Source organism: Streptomyces sp. NPDC101225, assembly GCF_044767585.1.
Classification (GTDB): Bacteria; Actinomycetota; Actinomycetes; order Streptomycetales; family Streptomycetaceae; genus Streptomyces.
This window is the reverse complement of record NZ_JBIWOE010000060.1, coordinates 25,765-42,097: the sequence shown is the minus strand read 5'-3', so window position 1 is coordinate 42,097 and position 16,333 is coordinate 25,765. Positions and strand designations below refer to the sequence as shown.

The following is a 16,333-nucleotide window of genomic DNA, read 5'->3' as shown; positions in this document are numbered from 1 at the left end:
CAGCCCGCCCCCTTGCGCATACCGCATGAAGACGTCGTACCGCAGGGATCACGACCCGTCACCACAGCCCGGACATCACCGATTCAACCTGAGTAGTAGTGAAGTCGGCCGGGGGCGCGGTTCCGGTCTTTCGACCAGCCCGTTTCCCCCGGCCGCTTCCCGCACCCGCCGTGCGACTTTCACCGCAACGGGCGCTCCACAAGTCCCGTTCAAGAATCCGGGGTTATTCCTCATCCCGTGGTCGGCCACGGAGTTGGAATCACTGTTCCCCGATACCGGTAGCGCGTTGTGCTGACCTTCGCGGGATTGAACAGCATTCTGTCCTCTGTGCCCGGCCACCAGCCACCGCCGCAGAAGCGGCGGCGCAGGTCCTTCACGGTGATCCGGCGGTGCTTCCTGAACAACCATTTCATAACCCGGCCCCACGCATAAGAGCTCAGGTACTTGAAAGTCACGCTGGACACCCCGGGCCGGAAGTAGGCGCACCAGCCCCGCAGGATCCAGTTGAGCTGGATCAGCAGGGCGCCGAGCGGCTGGCCCGTATCCATTCCCCGGCATACCGTTTTCACTTTGCCCGTCACGGCCTTGACGGCCTTGCGTGACGGATAGGTGTAGACGTAATGCCGGTCTGTGCCTCGCTTGCGATGACGCTGGATGCGCCACCCCAAGAAGTCGAGGCCATCGTCGATGTGGGTGATCAAGGTCTTCTCCGGCGACAGCCGCAGTCCCATCGTCGACAGGACAGCGGCGGCTTGTTCCCGCAGCTCCTCGGCGTCGGCGCGGGTCCCCGAGACCATCAGACACCAATCGTCCGCGTAGCGGGCGAGTCTGTAGTTCGGTAGCCCCAGAGCCTTCCGCCGTGCCCGTTGATAAGGCTTCGTAGCGGGCCCGCCCGGCGCCTGGGCGATGTACTCGTCCAGGACCGAGAGAGCCACGTTACTGAGCAGCGGCGACAAAATTGATCCTTGTGGAGTACCAGAGTTGTTCTCCCGCAGCACGCGATCCTCGCCGAGGATGCCTGCCTTGAGGAATGCCTTCACCAAGCTCAGTACACGCTTGTCTGCGATGCGAGCACGCACCCGACCCAATAGAGCGGGATGCGAGATTTCATCGAAACAGGCTTTGATGTCGCCCTCAACGATCCATTCATAGGACTTGGACGTGAGGAAGCGCACCTCTGCCACCGCGTCGTGAGCCCGGCGGTTCGGGCGGAACCCGTAGGAACACGGGAGGAAATCCGTCTCGAAAATCGGCTCCAACACCAGTTTCAGGGATGCCTGCACCACCCGGTCGGACACCGTATTGACACCCAGACGGCGCAGTTTCCCGCCCGCCTTGGGAATCATCCGCTCTCGAACCGGAAGTGGACGGAAACTGCGGTCCCTCAACGATTCCCGCAGCCTGTCGAGGAAGTTCTCGACGCCCGTCGTCAGCGCGATGGAACGGGCAGTGCGCCCGTCCACCCCGGCTGTCCTGGCACCCTTGTTCCCCTTCACCCGGTCCCACGCGACCAACAAGAACGCGGGATCGGCGACGAGGTTGTGAGGTCGGCCCGGGGCGCCCTGCTGGTTTTGCCGCCAGTGGGTTTCCCCGGACCGCCTCCCGCACCCGGCGTGCCCGTCTCCGGGCACCGGGCGCTCCACAAGTCCCATGGAGGTCCGGACAGTTCAGATCGTGCTCGCCCACGGCGTGGGGATCGCTGTCCCCCGGTAGCGGTAGCGGGTGGTCCGCATCCGCCCGGGGTCGAACAGCGCCGTATCACCATCTGACGGCCACCACTGGCCCTGGCAATACCGGCGGCGCACCTGCTTCCAATTCGCACGCGGGTGTTTTCGGTGCAGCCAACCCATGACCCTGCGCCAGGTAAACGCGCGCAGGAAGTGGAAGGTCGCACTCGAAACCCCGGGCTGAAAGTAGACGCACCAGCCCCGCAGCACAGAATTGAGATAGCGCAGCAGGACTTCGAACGGCTGGTTCTTGTCCAATCGGCTGGCCGCCCTCACTTTTCCCGTGACGGATTTGACCGCCTTCTTGCTCGGGTAGGTGTAGACGTAGCGCTTCGCCGTGCCTTGCTTTCGGTGGCGTTGGATGCGCCAGCCGAGAAAGTCAAAGCCCTCGTCGATGTGCACCAGCGTGGTTTTCTCTTCTGAGAGGCGTAGGCCCATCGTGGAGAGAACTTCGGCTGCTTCGTCGCGTATCGCCTCGGCATCAGCCCTACCACCTCGAACCAGAGCGACCCAGTCGTCAGCGTAGCGGATAAACCGAAAGGATGGCTCTCCTCGACGCTGTTCCCGAGTCATTCTTCTCTGATCCCGATGGCGTCGAGCAAAATGCTCATCGAGTACCGATAACGCGATATTGGAGAGCAAAGGTGACAGAATTCCACCCTGTGGCGCCCCTGTGCGTGATTCCTTGAATAGCCCCTCTTTGTTGAGGATTCCAGCCTTCAGAAACCCCTTGACCAGCATCAGGACGCGCTTGTCGGAGACCCGTTGCCGCACTCGATCCATGAGTGCAGAATGCGAGATCTCGTCAAAGCATGCCGCGATATCGCCCTCCACGACCCACTCGTAACGGTGAGGCGGACTGGCGAATGTGCGGATCTCAGCGATCGCGTCATGAGCTCGCCGATTTGGTCGAAAGCCATACGAGCACGGCTCGAAGTCCGCCTCGAAAATAGGCTCCAGCGCCAATTTCAGCGCAGCCTGAACAACGCGATCACGCACGGTAGGAATGCCTAGACGGCGCAGTTTCCTTCCGCCCGCTTTCGGAATCATCCGCTCGCGGACGGGTAGTGGACGAAACTGCTGCGCCTTCAAATCTTCGCGGACTTCGGCCAGGAACTCGCCGATACCTTGCCGCTCGATATAGTAGGAACTCTTCCCGTCAACCCCTGCTGATCGTGCACCCTTGTTTTCCCGAACCCGCTCCCATGCAATCAGGAGGAATGCGGGATCATGGACGAGGTTGAACAAATCATGAAACTGCCTGTCTGAATCGTCGGTCGCCCAACGGTGCAGCTTGGTCTGGATCTCCCGTACCCTGCGCTCCGCGCCGAAAGACGTGAGCGGTGGTGCGTCGGTATTCACCGGCGTCCTCCGGGCATTCCAACATCCGCCCTGCTGACTTGCTGGCCCCCTTCGCCATGTACGCGCTTCTCGCGCGCTCGGACTACTACGGGGCCTCCGCCCCACCCTGCGGCCGACAGCCGACGACGGGCCTGCCCTTCGATGTCCTGGATGGAGCATCGTGAGGGCAGCCGCAGGTGGTTCCCACGTTCACCACCAACCGTTCGACGAGGGAGGTGCCCAGCTATACCCCGGCAGCCTCGCCACGAGTACGCCGCAGGCTTTCCTCGTGGCCTCCCCACCGGCCTTTCCATGCCGGCTTCGGAGTCACCCGCCGCGTGATCATGGCAGGTGTGCGCTGCGGACCGGCCCATATCCACCAGGTTGGAGCCGGCTCGACGCTTACGGAGCTTCACGCGCTGGTTCCTCTCGTACACCTTCTCGTCTTGCTTGCCGGACCCGCCCCGTCTGGTAGTTCCGGAGCGTCCCGGCGTTGTCAGGACTGCTTTCCGCCCCTCCCGGCGACTCCCGGGTCAGGCTGTCCTCAGCTTCGCGGCCTTGCTGCGACAAGGCCACGGCGGCGGTCTTTCACCGCCGCACGGTCAAGCAGCGCCTCGTGGCGCACGAACAGATCATCGAACCTGCGATGAGGATCATCACCGGCCCAACGGTGCAGCTTCGTCTGGATCTCCAGTACCCGGCGCTCCGCCTTCATGAAGGCGTACTCCAGATCGTCGGTATTCACCAACGACACCTCCTGGCCTTCCAGTTCGACCGCTGCGGACTTGCTGGCCCCCTTCGCCATGCACGTGCCTCTCGCACGCTCGGACTACTACGGGGCCTCCGCCCCATCCCACGGCCAGCAGTCGGCAACGGACCTGCCCACCACCGGGCTGGACGCCCGGTGGGAGGGCGACCGCGGATGGTTCCCACGTTCACCAGGAATCGATCGATGAGGGAGGTGTCCGCCTTTACTCCGACAGCATCGCCACGCCTACGCCGCAGGCATTCACCGTGGCCTCCCCACCGGACCCGTCCAACCGGCTTCGGAGTTGACCGTCCCGCCTCAGCAGGACGACCGCGCGCTGCACACCGGCCCGTATCCATCAGATTTGAGCCGGCACTGGCCTTACGGAGCGTCAGACAGCGGTTCCTCACGTACACCTTCTCATCACTGCTTGCCGGACCCGGGCCGTCTGACAGTGCCGACCCGTCCCGTACATTGTCGGAGGCTGCTCCCGCCCTCCCCGGCGTTCCCCGGCTCGGACTGCCTCCCAGCTTCACCGGCCATCTGCGACTGACCAGCGGCGGGGTCCTTTCACCCCCGCTCGATTCCAAGCGCCTCGTGGCGCACGGCGGGTTTCCAGTAGTCGCTGGTGGCCTCCATGACCACCCGGGTCACCCCCAGGCACTTGAGGTGATCGGCCATGCCCAGCAGTGAACGCGTCATCGTCGGGTACGTCTGCACCTCCTGCATCCGCCGCCCTCGACGCTCTTCGTGCGGGATGCGTGCGCAGCACACCAGGAAGCTCTTGCCGATGTCCAGCGCCGCGACCCGCTCGATGATCTCCTCGTGGTCCTGTGTCTCCTGTAACACCCGGCACCTCCCCTTGCGATCGAGGGTGAACAGGCGGCTGCCCGCAGGAGCCGTATGGGAAGAAGCGGACTCTAATCCGCGTGCTCGAAGCCACACTGAAGCTCCCGATGCACGGCTCCCAGCGCCCGGCTAGACGACGGCCTCGACGACCATAGGGTTTCCGGCGTCAGCGGGCAGCCACACCCGATTTTCAGCCCGGAACGGGCGTCCCCGCAGGGATATCTGGGGCTAGACGCATTCCTTCGCGCGGAGGGCTACCCACCCGACCTCAAACCACTGATGACAGATGTCTTGTAAGAGCTCGTAACACGATCTTGTTGAGGTTTCCTGGGCGGGCGTGTCCGATGTGATGAATCGGCCGTTCGTGTAGGTGTGAGCGCTCGGCCGTGGATCGTGGATGACGACTTGTGGATGCTCATCGAGCCGCTGCTGCCGCCCTGGCCCAAGAAGGCGCCGGGGCCGCGGCCGGTGGCAGACCCCCTGTGTCTGCAGGGCATCCTGTACGTCCTGGTCAACGACATAGCCTGGCAACTCCTGCCCTTAGAACTGGGGTTCGGCTCGGGGCAGACCTGCTGGCGGCGCCTGGAGCGGTGGCAGCAGGCCGGAGTCTTCGACCAGCTGCACCAGATCCTGCTCGCCGAACTGAACGCGGCCGGCGAAATCGACTGGTCCCGAGCGTGCGTGGACGGCTCCCACATCCGCGCGAAAAAGGGGGAGCCGACACCGGTCCGTCGCCGGTCGACCGCCGGAAGACGGGCAGCAAACACCACCTGATCTGCGACGGCAAGGGAACTCCGTTCAAGGTCGTCACCACTGCGGCCAACGTCAACGACGTCACCCAGACCCTCGCGCTCGTCGACGGCATCCCGTCCGTGGCCGGACGGCCCGGCCGCCCGCGCCGCCGCCCCGACTCGCTGCTCGGCAACAAGGGCTACGACTCCGACCCCAACCGGCGTGAGCTGCGCAAGCGGCGGATCCTGCCGGTCATCTCCCGCAAGGGCGCCCCGAACATCAAGGGCCTGGGCAAGCTCCGCTACGTCGTCGAGCAGACCTTCGCCCTGCTCCACCAGTTCAAACGCCTCGCCGTCCGCTGGGAACGCCGCACCGAACTCCACGACGCGTTCGTCTCGCTGGCCTGCAGCCTGATCTGCTGGAGACGCCTCAAGAAGCGCCGATCATGATCGTGTTACGAGCTCTTAGGGCCATCTCGGCAGGCATCGGCGTCATCACAGCGGTGATCGGGCCCTGCGCATCGCGCGGACCGCGAACAAGGCCGCATTCACTTCAAACCTAGCCGCAGACCGAGCCAACGCAACAGCCGAGGCTGTAGGCCAGGTTGAGCGGGCCCGATGGCATCACGAAATGACCCCACAGTTCGATGTGACGATCACGCGACTCGGGCCTGGCAGTGACCGGCCGAGCCTGATGCTGACGTTTGAGGCTCCGCTGGCGCTGGAGGGCCTGGACGAGGACGAGCTTGAGATCCGAGACGATGGTTACACCCACGGTGTTGGCCGCGCCGACGATGCCTACCGTGCCCCCGGGCGGGCGATGGAGAGTGTTGCGCTGTCTCCACGTCTCGCGGTCCGAGGTGTGAGGCCGCCACGGCTCGACCGTCGGGACCTGATCAGCTCGTGACGCGGGGCGCGGCGTCCGTGCGCGTGCGGACGGTGTCGTCCAGGGAGGCGAGCAGACGCAGACGTTCTTCCGAGTCGCTGCCGGGAACGGCGTGGTAGGCGACCAGAGTCTGTCCCTCGGCACCGGGGATCAGCAGTTTCTCGTAGCCCAGTTCCAGCGGTCCGACCTGGGGGTGTCGCAGCAGGCTCGTACCGGTGGCCTTGTGCTTGACGTCCTGACGTGCCCAGAGCTTGCGGAAGCGTTCACTGCGTACGGAGAGTTCGCCCACGATCTCGACGAGGCGCGGGTCGTCGACGTCCGGGCCGGCGACGGACCGCAGGTAGGGCACGACCCGGGCGGTCATCTCCTCCCAGTCGGTGTGCAGCGCGCGCAGTTCCGGTTCCAGGAACGCGGCGAGGACGCTGTTGTGGCCCGGTGCGTTGAACGGTGACAGCGCGACGGCGAGGCGGTTGGCGGCGAGCACGTCCATGTAGGTGCCGTGGACGTACGCCGGGGTCAGCGGCCATGTGTCGATCAGGGCACGGATGCCGTCGCTGACCTTCTCCGGTCTGCGTGCGCGTTTGCGACGGGCGCGGTGAGAGGTGGCCAGCTGGAACAGGTAGGCGGTGGCCTCCTCGTCCAACTGCAACGCGTGGGCGATGCTGCGGAGGACCTGTTCGGAGGGGTGCCGGTCGCGGCCCTGCTCCAGTCGCACGTAGTAGTCGGAGCTGACACCGGCGAGGAAAGCGACCTCTTCCCGGCGCAGGCCCGGGACGCGCCGGTTGCCCGTATCCGGAATGCCCACGGCGACGGGCTGGACGAGTTCCCTGCGGGCGCGCAGGTACTGGGCCAGGGGTCCTGGGTCGCCGACGGCTGTCATGCCTTCCAGGGTAGGCATGACCCGCCCGGTCCGGGTGGCCCTGCGAGTCCTAGTCTCAGGCGGTCCTGGGCGGTCCGCGGCTGGTGCCGCACCGTGGACGGAGCACGCCGCAACCGGCACACACGGGTGAGTGCCTCCCGTCACCCGCCGGGGCTCGCGGACGTTTGCCCTCGACGTGCTCGTCCGTACCGGCAACGTGCCGGTCCAGCCGTGCTTCCGTAATCGCGTCCCGACCGAGGAACACCAATGTCGCAGCTCTTCCGCAGTCCCTTCGACCGCCACTCGACCGCTTCGGAGGTGATCGACGGCGTCGACCTCTCCGGCAGGCGTGCCGTGATCACCGGCGCCGCTTCCGGTATCGGAGTGGAGACCACCCGTGCGCTGGCTGCCGCCGGTGCGGACGTCACCCTCGCGGTCCGGCGTCCCGACGCCGGAGAGCGGGTTGCGGCCGACCTACGTGCCCGGACCGGCAACGACGCCATCCATGTCGCCCAGGTGGACCTGGCGGACCTGGCTTCGGTGAACGCGTTCACCGAAGCCTGGGGTGGCCCCCTGCACATCCTGGTCAACAATGCCGGGATCATGATGCTCCCCGAGCTGGAGCGGGGCACGCGCGGTCACGAGCAGCAGTTCGCCACGAACTACCTGGGGCATTTCGCCCTGGTCCTGGGCCTGCACGGCGCACTCGCCGACGCCGAAGGCGCGCGCGTGGTGACCGTGTCCTCCATGGGGCATCTGTTCTCCCCGGTCGTCTTCGACGACCTCGACTACCGCTTCCGGCCCTACGACCCGCTGGGTGCCTACGGCCAGTCAAAGACCGCCGAGGTCCTCCTGACCGTCGAGGCGGACCGGCGCTGGTCCAGCGAGGGCATCAGGGCGAACGCGCTGCACCCCGGGGCGATCGCCACCAACCTCCAGCGGCACACCGGTGGCCTGAAGACCCCCGAGCCCTACCGCAAGACGATCGAACAGGGTGCGGCGACCTCCGTCTTCCTCGCCGCCTCCCCGCTGGTCGAGGGCATCGGCGGCCGCTACTTCGAGGACGTCGGCGAAGCACCGCGGGTCACCTCGCGGCCCACGGAATTCGGCGTGCCCGGGGTGGCGCCCTACGCACTCAACGCCGCGAACGCCGAGCGTCTGTGGGACGTCGGCACCACGATCCTGCGCTGACCACGGCCAGGGGACGCGAAGAGATCACGAGGAGGCGGACACATGAGGAACATCAAGAGAGTCGGTTTCATCGGGCTCGGCGACCAGGGCGGGCCCATGGCCGAGGCGATAGGTGAACAGGGATTCGAACTCCACGTATGGGCGCGGCGGCCCGCGTCGCTGTCCGCCGTGGCAGCGGTGCCGCACGTGGCACACGACACCGTGGCGGGGCTCGCGGCGTCCGCGGAGCTGATCGCGCTCTGCCTCCGTGACGACACAGACATCTGGAGCCTGCTCGACGAGCAGGATCTTCTGGCGGACATCACCTCGGGCACGATCATCGTCAACCACGGCACGGGTGACCCCAAAGAGGCCGAGCGGATCGGCGCGCACACCGCCGAGGCGGGCGCGGTCTATCTCGACGCACCGGTCAGCGGCGGAGGTCCGGGCGCCCGCGCCCGGACCTTGACCACGTTCGTCGGCGGGCCCGCCGACGCCTTCGAAGCCGCACGCCCGGTGTTCGCGACCTTCAGCGACACCGTGCGGCTGATGGGACCGGTCGGAGGCGGACAGCTCACCAAGCTGTTCAACAACGCGCTGACCATCACCAACATGAAGAACGCCGAAGACGTCCTCACCCTGGCCGAGCAGGTCGGTCTCGATCTGCTCCCGCTAATCGAGATCATCGGCGCGAGCAGCGGCGGCAGCGCGGCACTGCGAGCCCTCGGTACGGACATCACTCCCGAACTCGCCGAACACCTCCGTCCGCTGATGCACAAGGACATGCACCACTTCGCGCAGGCCGTACGCGACCGCGGCGCACATCCCGAAGAGGTCCTCGCACGGGGTGTGTCCGGCGCGTCCGGTCTGGTCCAGGCCGCCCACCTGGTCGCCCGCAGCAGGACCTGAGCCCTCCCCGGGGGACCGAGCGCGGCAAGTCCCCGACTGCCCGAGGGGCACGGAGCCGAAGAAGAGTCGGCGTGGCCCTCGGGTCAGGCTCGGCCCGAGGGCGCCGCTACATGGCCGCCAGCGCGCCGTCCACGCGCAGGACGGTGCCGCTGACAAAGCGGGAGGCGTCCGAAGCGAGGTACAGCACGGCCTCGGCGATGTCGCCCGGTTCAGCGATCTTGCCTGCCGGGATGAAGGACGACAGGCGCTCGATGTAGCCGGGGTTCTCGGCTTCGAGCTTCTCGACGAGTGCGGTGCGGACCGGGGCGGGCGCGACGGCGTTGATCCGCACGCCGGTCTTGGCATAGTCGACCGCTGCGGCCTTCGTGAGCCCGATGACGCCGTGCTTGGCGGCGATGTAGTGGCCCTGTTCGGGGATCGCGCCGAGACCCAGGACCGAGCTGGTGTTGATGATCGAGCCGGAGCCCTGGGCCACGAGCACCTTCAGTTCGGCTTGCAGGCAGTTGAAGACGCCGGTGAGGTTCACAGCGACGACCCGCGCCCAGTCGTCGGGGTCGAGATCGGCCAGCAGGCCGACCTGGCCCGAGATGCCCGCGTTGTTGTGAGCGATGTCGAGCCGTCCGTGGCGGCGTACCGTCTCGTCCACGAGATTCTGTACGGACGCCTGGTCGGCCACGTCGGTCCTGATGAAACCGGCGCCGTCCCCGATGATGTCCACGGTCTCCTGACCGGTCCCCTCGGACACGTCCGAGACGACGACCGTCGCTCCCGCGCCCGCCAGTGTGACGGCCACCGCGCGGCCGATGCCACTGCCGGCGCCGGTGACGATCGCGACCTTTCCTTCGAGCAACTTGCTCATGGTGTTCCTCACTCCTGAGTTGGTTGTCAGACGGCGGCTTGTGCGCGCTTGGCAAGCGTTTCGATCGCGTCGATGACCTCAGCCCCGCGTTCGTGGTGCACCCAGTGGCCGGCATCGACAACGCGGTGATCGAGGTCGGTGCACTGGGCCCGCATCGGTTCGGCGAGGCGGGAGTACGCGGTGTCGTTGACGTAGTCCCACCGGCCGCTGACGAACAGCGTCGGCATGGTCATCCGCCGCACACCTGCCGATTCGACGAAGTCGCGGTTGTCGCTGTCGTTCATGTACAGCGAGTTGATCCCGAAGAACCCGGTGCGCTCGTAGGCCTCGGTCATGTGATCCACATAGGACTGGTCGATCACTGCTTCGTCGAGTGGCAGTCGCGGCGCCGGACCGCCGTCGAACCAGCCGCCGCGTCGGCGCACGGTCGCGGTGAGGAAGGGCTCGTCCTGTCTGCCTGCTTCCCCGGCGCGCATCACCGTGGTGAAGAACGCCGGGACGTCCCCCTCGAAGTGCTTCTGCGCCGCCGCGAAGTTCTCGTGGTAGAAGGCGATGTAGTCGATCTGGCCGACCGGGTACTCGGCCTCCGCGTACACGTCCCTCCGTACGAAGGAAGCCATCCGCTTATAGCCGTACTCCAGGGTGTCGTACGGAGTGCTGAGTGAACCAGCGGCCACGAACCGTTCCGGGTGGTGCCGCGCGGTCGTCCACACTACGGGCGCGCCCCAGTCCTGACCGATCCACGTGGCGTGCTCGACACCGAGTGCGTCGAGCAGTCCGACGCTGTCGGCGACCAGGTGGCGCAGGGCGTAGTCCTCGTGCCGTTGGTAAACGGTCGATCCGCCGCAACCACGCAGATCCGGGGCGATCACGCGGTAGCCGCGGCTACCGAGAGCCTTGAGGTGATGGCGCCAGGCCCAGGACGTCTCAGGCCAGCCATGCACGAGCACGATCACATCGCCGTACTCGGGCCCGCTCTCAAGGTAGGCCGTCACATGCTGTCCCACCTGCACCGCACCTGGCCGGATCGTGGCACTCACCGCACCGACTCCGTCGCTGGACGTCTTTCCGCCATGGAAACTCCTTTGTCTCGGGCCGGAGCGGCCTCACTGGCTGCGGGGGAGCATATGTGGAGTGGATCGGAAATCACAACCCATCAGCACGATTACTTATCGGGAGCTGAGGAATGAACAGCGACCCGCCGTCGGGCGCGCCAGGCATGTCGACGGCAGGCAGGTTGGCCGGGCGGGGAGCGACACCCTGGCGCCTAGGGCCTGCCACCGGCGGGCGCTTTTGAGGTGATCTGCCGTCAGTCAGTGACAGCCGACTCGTTCGAAACGCCACCCTGGAGGATTAGGCGAACTCCCGGTGGAGACCCTGGAGACGGCGCCGTAGAGACCTCCGATCAACATGGCTCCGGCCTTGCGGGTTCAGATGGCGTTGCCGATGACGCGGAGCAGTTCGAGCTTGTCATGGCTCTCGCTGCCGGGTACGGCGGTGATCACCAACAGGCTCTGGGACTGGTCGGGGTCGACCAGAGTCTGGCCCTGGATCTCCATCGGCCCGACCCGAGGGTGCAGGATGCGCTTGGGCTCGTAGTACGGGCCCACCACGACGTGCTGGTCCCACAGGCCAGCGAACTCCTCGCTGGCCAACAGCAGTTCGCCGACCAGTGTGGCCGCGCGGGATGCCTTGCCTTGGCGGGTGTACGCCATGCGTACAGTGCCCACGATGCACCTACTGTGCCGAGCGTGGTCCTCCACGGGATACAGCCGTCGTGCGTCCGGGTCGGTGAACCAGCGATACGCCTTGCTGCGGGCCAGGCCAATGTGGACGGTCTCGTCTCCGAAGAGGGCAACCGCCGGCCTGGTCTGTCGCAACGTTTCGGTGAGGTCGTTCATCACCAGCGCCGGGGTGTCTTCGAGCTTGTCGAGGATACGCATCATGCCGGGATTGACATGGTCACCACGTGTCGCCCTCGGCGGAACGGCGTAGCCGGCGAGCCGGAAGAGGTGATCGCGCTCCTCGAGTGACAGCCGCAGACCTCTTGCCAGCGAGGTGAGCATCGATTCCGACGGCACGGGGCCTTGAGGCTGTTCGAGACGCGTGTAGTAGTCGGCCGACATGTCGCACAGGACGGCGACTTCCTCGCGCCGCAGACCCGGCGTGCGCCGACGGGAGCCCCGAGGCATTCCGGCGTCCTCAGGACGCAAGGCTGCGCGCCGGGCTCGGAGGAAGGCGGCGAGGCCAGAGCGGTCCATGCCGCCATTCTCACAGTCGGTCACCGGCCCATCCATGGCACGGGATGACATGGAAGAAGGCGGCATGGATGCCCAGTGATGCGCGGGCGACGGTGGCCGTATGACATCAACCGTAATCACTCAGATCCCCGCCCCTGCGCACTGGATCGACGGCCGACCGGTGCCGGGCGACTCCGGCGACATCGAGGTCATCGACCCGGCCACCGGCCGAAGCTTCGCCGCCGTGCCAGCGGGTACGGCAGCCGATGTCGACGCGGCTGTGGGGGCCGCCCGGAAGGCCTTCCGGGGCTGGGCCGCCACCGACTTGGCCGAGCGCGTGGCGGTTGTACGCCGTATCGCAGACGAGTTGGATCACCGGTCCCAGGAAATCGCGGCCACCATCACCGCCGAACTCGGCTCACCGATCGCCGAGTCCCGGATCGCGCAAGCAGGCATGCCCGTCGCACTCGCCAGGGCCTTCGCCGACATCGCCGAGGACTTCCCCTGGGAGCAGAGGGTCGGCAACTCGCTGGTCGTCCGGGAACCCCTCGGGGTGGTCGGCGCGATCACCCCGTGGAACTTCCCGCTTAACCAGGTGATGTCGAAGGTGGCTCCCGGGCTGCTCGCCGGGAACACCATGGTCGTCAAGCCGTCCGAGATCACCCCGCTGACCGCGCGGATCCTCGCGGAGGCCGCGGCGACGGCAGGGCTCCCCGACGGAGTGCTCAACATCGTGCACGGTGTGGGCGCCGCGGTCGGTGCGGCGATCACCAGCCATCCCGACGTCGACATGGTCGCCTTCACCGGCTCCACCGCCGTCGGCAAGCACGTCGCGGCCTCCGCCGCCGACACCGTCAAGCGTGTGTCACTGGAACTCGGCGGAAAGTCGGCGAGCGTCATCCTCGAAGACGCGGATCTTCCCACGGCCGTCGCCCAGAGCCTCGCCAGTGCTTGGTTCAACAACGGACAGGTCTGCGCGGCCTGGACCCGTCTGCTCGTCCCCGCCGCACGTCAGAGCGAGGTCCTCGACCTGCTCGTCACCGCGGCCCAGCACTACCACGTCGGCGACCCGACCGACGAAGCCACCCGGCTCGGCCCACTCGTCTCCGAGGCACAGCGAAGGCGCGTCGAAGCCTACGTCGAGCGGGGCATCGCCGACGGCGCCACCCTGGTCATGGGTGGTCCCCACCGCCCTGAAGGCCTCAAGACCGGTGCCTACATCCGGCCTACGATCTTCGCGGACGTCGACCCCGACTCCGTGATCGCCCAGGACGAGATCTTCGGTCCCGTGCTGTCGGTCATCCCGTACGCCGACGAGGAACAGGCCGTGGAAATCGCCAACAACAGCGTCTACGGACTGCACGGAGCCGTCTTCGGCCGCCAGGACCGCGCGCTGGCCGTGGCCCGGCGGCTGCGCACCGGGCAGGTCGACGTCAACGGCGGTCAGTACAACCTGCTGGCGCCCTTCGGGGGCTACAAGCAGTCCGGCAACGGCGGCCGCGAGTTCGGGCGTTTCAGCCTGGAGGAAAACCTGGAGACCAAGGCCATCCAGCTGTGATCCAACCTGGGGTGGAAGGGTCCGGCAGCCGTCGCGCTCTCCTTCCTCCGGTCGTCGAGGACCTTGCTGTCGGCGAACCGGGGGTCATATCGCGACCCGCGGGGTGGTGAGCGGAACGTCGGCCCAGATGGTCTTGCCGGTGGACGTGTGGCGACAGCCCCAGCGCTGGGTGAGCTGAGCGACGATCAGGAGTCCCCGGCCGCCCTCGTCGTAGACACGGGCGCGACGCAGATGAGGAGCGGTGCTGCTGCTGTCGCTCACCTCGCAGATGAGCGAGGTGTCCCGGATGAGGCGGAGCAGCACGGGCGCTTTTCCGTAGCGGAGGGCGTTGGTGACGAGTTCGCTGACCACGAGTTCGATGACGAACTCGTGGTCCGAGAGGTGCCAGGCCGCGAGCTGGTCGCAGACCAGGTCGCGGGCGCGGGCCGCGACGGTCGGGTCGACGGCCAGTTCCCACCCGGCGACCTGGTCGAGGCTCAGCGCATGTGTGTGTGCGAGCAGCAACACGGCGTCGTCGGAGCGGAGGTCGGGCCGTAGAGATTCCAGCGCCCTGTCGCACGCGGCTTCCAGCGAATGCCGCGCACCGGCCAGAACCTCACCGAGCACGGCGCATCCCGCGTCCATGTCGCGGTCCACTCCTCCGACGAGCCCGTCGGTGTAGAAAGCGAGGACGCTGCCCTCCGGCAGTTCGAACTCGGCGACCTCGAACGGCAGTCCACCCACCCCCAGTGGTGGCCCGGCCGGAACATCCAGGAACGTCACCGCTCCGTCCGGCGTGGCGAGGGCTGGTGCGGGATGGCCGGCCCGAGCCATGGAACAACGGCGGGTGACGGGGTCGTACACGGCGTACAGGCAGGTGGCCCCGACCTCACCGCCCGAACTCTCCGGCGGCTGGTGCGGGTCGCTCGGCATGGCCTCGCGATCCAGGCGTAGCACCAGGTCATCGAGTTGAGTGAGCAACTCGTCCGGTGCCAGATCCACGTCCGCCAGGGTGCGGACGGCTGTACAGAGCCGCCCCATGGTCGCCGAGGCCCCGATCCCATGGCCGACCACATCGCCGACGACGAGTGCGACCCGAGCGCTGGACAGCGGGATGACATCGAACCAGTCTCCGCTGATTCCGATACTCGGATCGGCGGGCAGGTAGCGAAAAGCGACCTCGACGGCCGACTGCCGGAGTGCGCGACCGGGCAGCAGACTGCTCTGAAGGGCGAGTGCGACGCGACGTTCACGGGTGTAGCGGCGTGCGTTGTCCATGTACACGGCCGCGCGGGCTGCCAGATCCTCGGCCAGCAGAAGATCTTCCGTGTCGAACGGGTCCACGGAACGGGGGCGGCAGAAGAGCGCCATTCCCAGGGTCGCCCCGCGGGCGCGGAGCGGCACGATCATCACCGAGTGCACGTCCTCGGTGGTGATGAGTCGTGCCTGCGCCAAGCCGTCGGCCGCCGCTCGCGGCTCGGGGGCGGCGTCGGCATGGTGCAGCACGGCGCGGCCGCGGGCCAGGACCCGGGCGAATGACGAATCGTCAGGGTAGGCGTGGATCGCGCCGAGCGGGAGCAGCGCCTCGGGACATTCGGGTACCGGGGACCGTTGCGCCACCCGGCGAACGACCTGTCCGCCGGAGGAGGGGGTCCTCGGCGTCTCTTCGCCGTAGATGACGTGGTCGAAGAGATCGACGGCGACGAAATCAGCGAAGTGCTCCGCCCCCACCTCGGCCATCTCGTCCGCGGTTCGCACCACATCCAGGGTGGTGCCGATCCGGAGCCCCGCTTCGTTCAACACGCCCAGACGCTGGCGGGCCCGGAACTGCTCGGTCGTGTCGATCCCCACGAGTGATACGGCGCAGATGCGTCCCGCGCGATCCCTGACCGGGTAGAGCGACAGCACCGAGGCAGAGGCACGGGCATCGCCCGCCATCCGGAAGTGCACCTCACGAAGGACGACCGCGCCTTCCGCCCACACCTGTCCAACAGCGTCGACGAGACCTTCCAGACCCTTGACCGGTTGTCCGGATGCGATATGGCCGATCGGCAGACCGAGCAGTTCGGACGACGGCTTGCCCAGTGTCTGCGCCATCGCCGCATTGGCCGCGAAACGGATTCCCCGACGGTCGAAGAGCGCCATGGGGAGGGGCACCTGTTCCAGAGCCCACTGCTTGATCGCGGCGTTGTCCGGTTGGCTGGACGCACTCATCAGTACCCCTGACGGCAGCTCACGCGTGACCACGGTGGGAACCGGGGCGTCTCCGTCCGGGTGCAGGACCGCTGGGCGACGGTGCGCAGGGGTTCGTCGGGCAGCCGCACCACCGTGCCGACGACTTCCTTGATGGCGGCTCTGCCCATCGACACACCTCTCGCCGCGATGCCATGATCCGCGCCGGTCAGTACACCATCCAGTCTGCGCTTCTTCTCCGTGCGCCACAAACACACGACAGGACGGTCCCACGCGGCACCCGC

15 protein-coding genes are annotated in these 16,333 nt (G+C 66.9%); 5 read left to right on the top strand and 10 right to left on the bottom strand.

What is annotated here, in order from left to right:
- Window positions 1–230: 230 nt before the first annotated feature.
- The 4 genes from ltrA (ACIRPX_RS42515) to ACIRPX_RS42500 form a co-directional block, all read right to left on the bottom strand.
- Entirely contained in the window at window positions 231–1,463 is a 1,233-nt protein-coding gene (gene ltrA, locus ACIRPX_RS42515) for a group II intron reverse transcriptase/maturase (RefSeq protein WP_404205477.1), read from the bottom strand.
- 204 nt (window positions 1,464–1,667) lie between these two features.
- A complete protein-coding gene (gene ltrA / locus ACIRPX_RS42510; protein WP_404205476.1) occupies window positions 1,668–3,089 on the bottom strand; it encodes a group II intron reverse transcriptase/maturase in 1,422 nt (473 codons plus the stop codon).
- Between the two features lie 523 nt (window positions 3,090–3,612).
- Window positions 3,613–3,873, bottom strand: coding sequence for a hypothetical protein (locus ACIRPX_RS42505; protein WP_404205475.1), 261 nt, complete (start codon window positions 3,871–3,873; stop codon window positions 3,613–3,615).
- Window positions 3,874–4,386: 513 nt separating this feature from the next.
- A complete protein-coding gene (locus tag ACIRPX_RS42500) occupies window positions 4,387–4,665 on the bottom strand; it encodes a hypothetical protein (RefSeq protein WP_404205474.1) in 279 nt (92 codons plus the stop codon).
- Window positions 4,666–5,076: 411 nt separating this feature from the next.
- Here ACIRPX_RS42500 and ACIRPX_RS42495 point away from each other — a divergent pair.
- A protein-coding gene (locus ACIRPX_RS42495) for an IS5 family transposase (protein ID WP_404205482.1) occupies window positions 5,077–5,846 on the top strand; the annotation gives its coding sequence in 2 pieces (ribosomal slippage) (window positions 5,077–5,355 and window positions 5,358–5,846; 768 coding nt in all).
- Window positions 5,847–6,027: 181 nt separating this feature from the next.
- On the top strand, window positions 6,028–6,303 hold the full coding sequence (locus tag ACIRPX_RS42490; protein WP_404205472.1) for a hypothetical protein: 276 nt from the start codon (window positions 6,028–6,030) through the stop codon (window positions 6,301–6,303).
- Here the strand turns inward: ACIRPX_RS42490 and ACIRPX_RS42485 are convergent.
- Window positions 6,293–7,162 (bottom strand): helix-turn-helix transcriptional regulator, encoded by an 870-nt coding sequence (locus tag ACIRPX_RS42485; protein ID WP_404205471.1) that lies wholly within the window; start codon window positions 7,160–7,162, stop codon window positions 6,293–6,295. The genes ACIRPX_RS42490 and ACIRPX_RS42485 overlap by 11 nt on opposite strands.
- A 246-nt stretch (window positions 7,163–7,408) precedes the next feature.
- Here ACIRPX_RS42485 and ACIRPX_RS42480 point away from each other — a divergent pair, with 246 nt between their 5' ends.
- Both ACIRPX_RS42480 and ACIRPX_RS42475 read left to right on the top strand, forming a co-directional pair.
- Window positions 7,409–8,332 (top strand): SDR family NAD(P)-dependent oxidoreductase, encoded by a 924-nt coding sequence (locus tag ACIRPX_RS42480; RefSeq protein ID WP_404205470.1) that lies wholly within the window; start codon window positions 7,409–7,411, stop codon window positions 8,330–8,332.
- A 42-nt stretch (window positions 8,333–8,374) separates the two neighbouring features.
- Window positions 8,375–9,220: an NAD(P)-dependent oxidoreductase gene (locus tag ACIRPX_RS42475; protein ID WP_404205469.1), complete on the top strand. Its 846-nt coding sequence runs from the start codon at window positions 8,375–8,377 to the stop codon at window positions 9,218–9,220.
- Window positions 9,221–9,326: 106 nt separating this feature from the next.
- Here ACIRPX_RS42475 and ACIRPX_RS42470 read toward each other — a convergent pair whose 3' ends face one another.
- The 3 genes from ACIRPX_RS42470 to ACIRPX_RS42460 form a co-directional block, all read right to left on the bottom strand.
- Window positions 9,327–10,079: an SDR family NAD(P)-dependent oxidoreductase gene (locus tag ACIRPX_RS42470; RefSeq protein ID WP_404205468.1), complete on the bottom strand. Its 753-nt coding sequence runs from the start codon at window positions 10,077–10,079 to the stop codon at window positions 9,327–9,329.
- 26 nt (window positions 10,080–10,105) lie between these two features.
- Complete coding sequence (locus ACIRPX_RS42465) at window positions 10,106–11,086, bottom strand: alpha/beta fold hydrolase (RefSeq protein WP_404205467.1); 981 nt, start codon at window positions 11,084–11,086, stop codon at window positions 10,106–10,108.
- A gap of 423 nt (window positions 11,087–11,509) precedes the next feature.
- The gene (locus tag ACIRPX_RS42460; RefSeq protein ID WP_404205481.1) at window positions 11,510–12,340 is read right to left on the bottom strand and encodes a helix-turn-helix transcriptional regulator; all 831 of its coding nucleotides are present in this window, start codon (window positions 12,338–12,340) and stop codon (window positions 11,510–11,512) included.
- A 100-nt stretch (window positions 12,341–12,440) separates the two neighbouring features.
- Here ACIRPX_RS42460 and ACIRPX_RS42455 point away from each other — a divergent pair, with 100 nt between their 5' ends.
- Window positions 12,441–13,877: an aldehyde dehydrogenase family protein gene (locus ACIRPX_RS42455; protein ID WP_404205466.1), complete on the top strand. Its 1,437-nt coding sequence runs from the start codon at window positions 12,441–12,443 to the stop codon at window positions 13,875–13,877.
- An 84-nt stretch (window positions 13,878–13,961) separates the two neighbouring features.
- Here the strand turns inward: ACIRPX_RS42455 and ACIRPX_RS42450 are convergent, their stop codons facing one another.
- Both ACIRPX_RS42450 and ACIRPX_RS42445 read right to left on the bottom strand, forming a co-directional pair.
- The gene (locus ACIRPX_RS42450; protein WP_404205465.1) at window positions 13,962–16,070 is read right to left on the bottom strand and encodes a SpoIIE family protein phosphatase; all 2,109 of its coding nucleotides are present in this window, start codon (window positions 16,068–16,070) and stop codon (window positions 13,962–13,964) included.
- On the bottom strand, window positions 16,070–16,219 hold the full coding sequence (locus tag ACIRPX_RS42445; RefSeq protein WP_404205464.1) for a hypothetical protein: 150 nt from the start codon (window positions 16,217–16,219) through the stop codon (window positions 16,070–16,072). The genes ACIRPX_RS42450 and ACIRPX_RS42445 overlap by 1 nt, the downstream gene beginning before the upstream one ends.
- Window positions 16,220–16,333 lie beyond the last annotated feature (114 nt).

Bases quoted from the DNA above. Each gene is read 5' to 3' on its own strand.
- ACIRPX_RS42505 (WP_404205475.1), bottom strand. From the start codon at position 3,873: ATGGCGAAGGGGGCCAGCAAGTCCGCAGCGGTCGAACTGGAAGGCCAG.
- ACIRPX_RS42490 (WP_404205472.1), top strand. From the start codon at position 6,028: ATGACCCCACAGTTCGATGTGACGATCACGCGACTCGGGCCTGGCAGT.
- ACIRPX_RS42485 (WP_404205471.1), bottom strand. From the start codon at position 7,162: ATGACAGCCGTCGGCGACCCAGGACCCCTGGCCCAGTACCTGCGCGCC.
- ACIRPX_RS42480 (WP_404205470.1), top strand. From the start codon at position 7,409: ATGTCGCAGCTCTTCCGCAGTCCCTTCGACCGCCACTCGACCGCTTCG.
- ACIRPX_RS42475 (WP_404205469.1), top strand. From the start codon at position 8,375: ATGAGGAACATCAAGAGAGTCGGTTTCATCGGGCTCGGCGACCAGGGC.
- ACIRPX_RS42470 (WP_404205468.1), bottom strand. From the start codon at position 10,079: ATGAGCAAGTTGCTCGAAGGAAAGGTCGCGATCGTCACCGGCGCCGGC.
- ACIRPX_RS42460 (WP_404205481.1), bottom strand. From the start codon at position 12,340: ATGGACCGCTCTGGCCTCGCCGCCTTCCTCCGAGCCCGGCGCGCAGCC.
- ACIRPX_RS42455 (WP_404205466.1), top strand. From the start codon at position 12,441: ATGACATCAACCGTAATCACTCAGATCCCCGCCCCTGCGCACTGGATC.
- ACIRPX_RS42450 (WP_404205465.1), bottom strand. From the start codon at position 16,070: ATGAGTGCGTCCAGCCAACCGGACAACGCCGCGATCAAGCAGTGGGCT.
- ACIRPX_RS42445 (WP_404205464.1), bottom strand. From the start codon at position 16,219: ATGGGCAGAGCCGCCATCAAGGAAGTCGTCGGCACGGTGGTGCGGCTG.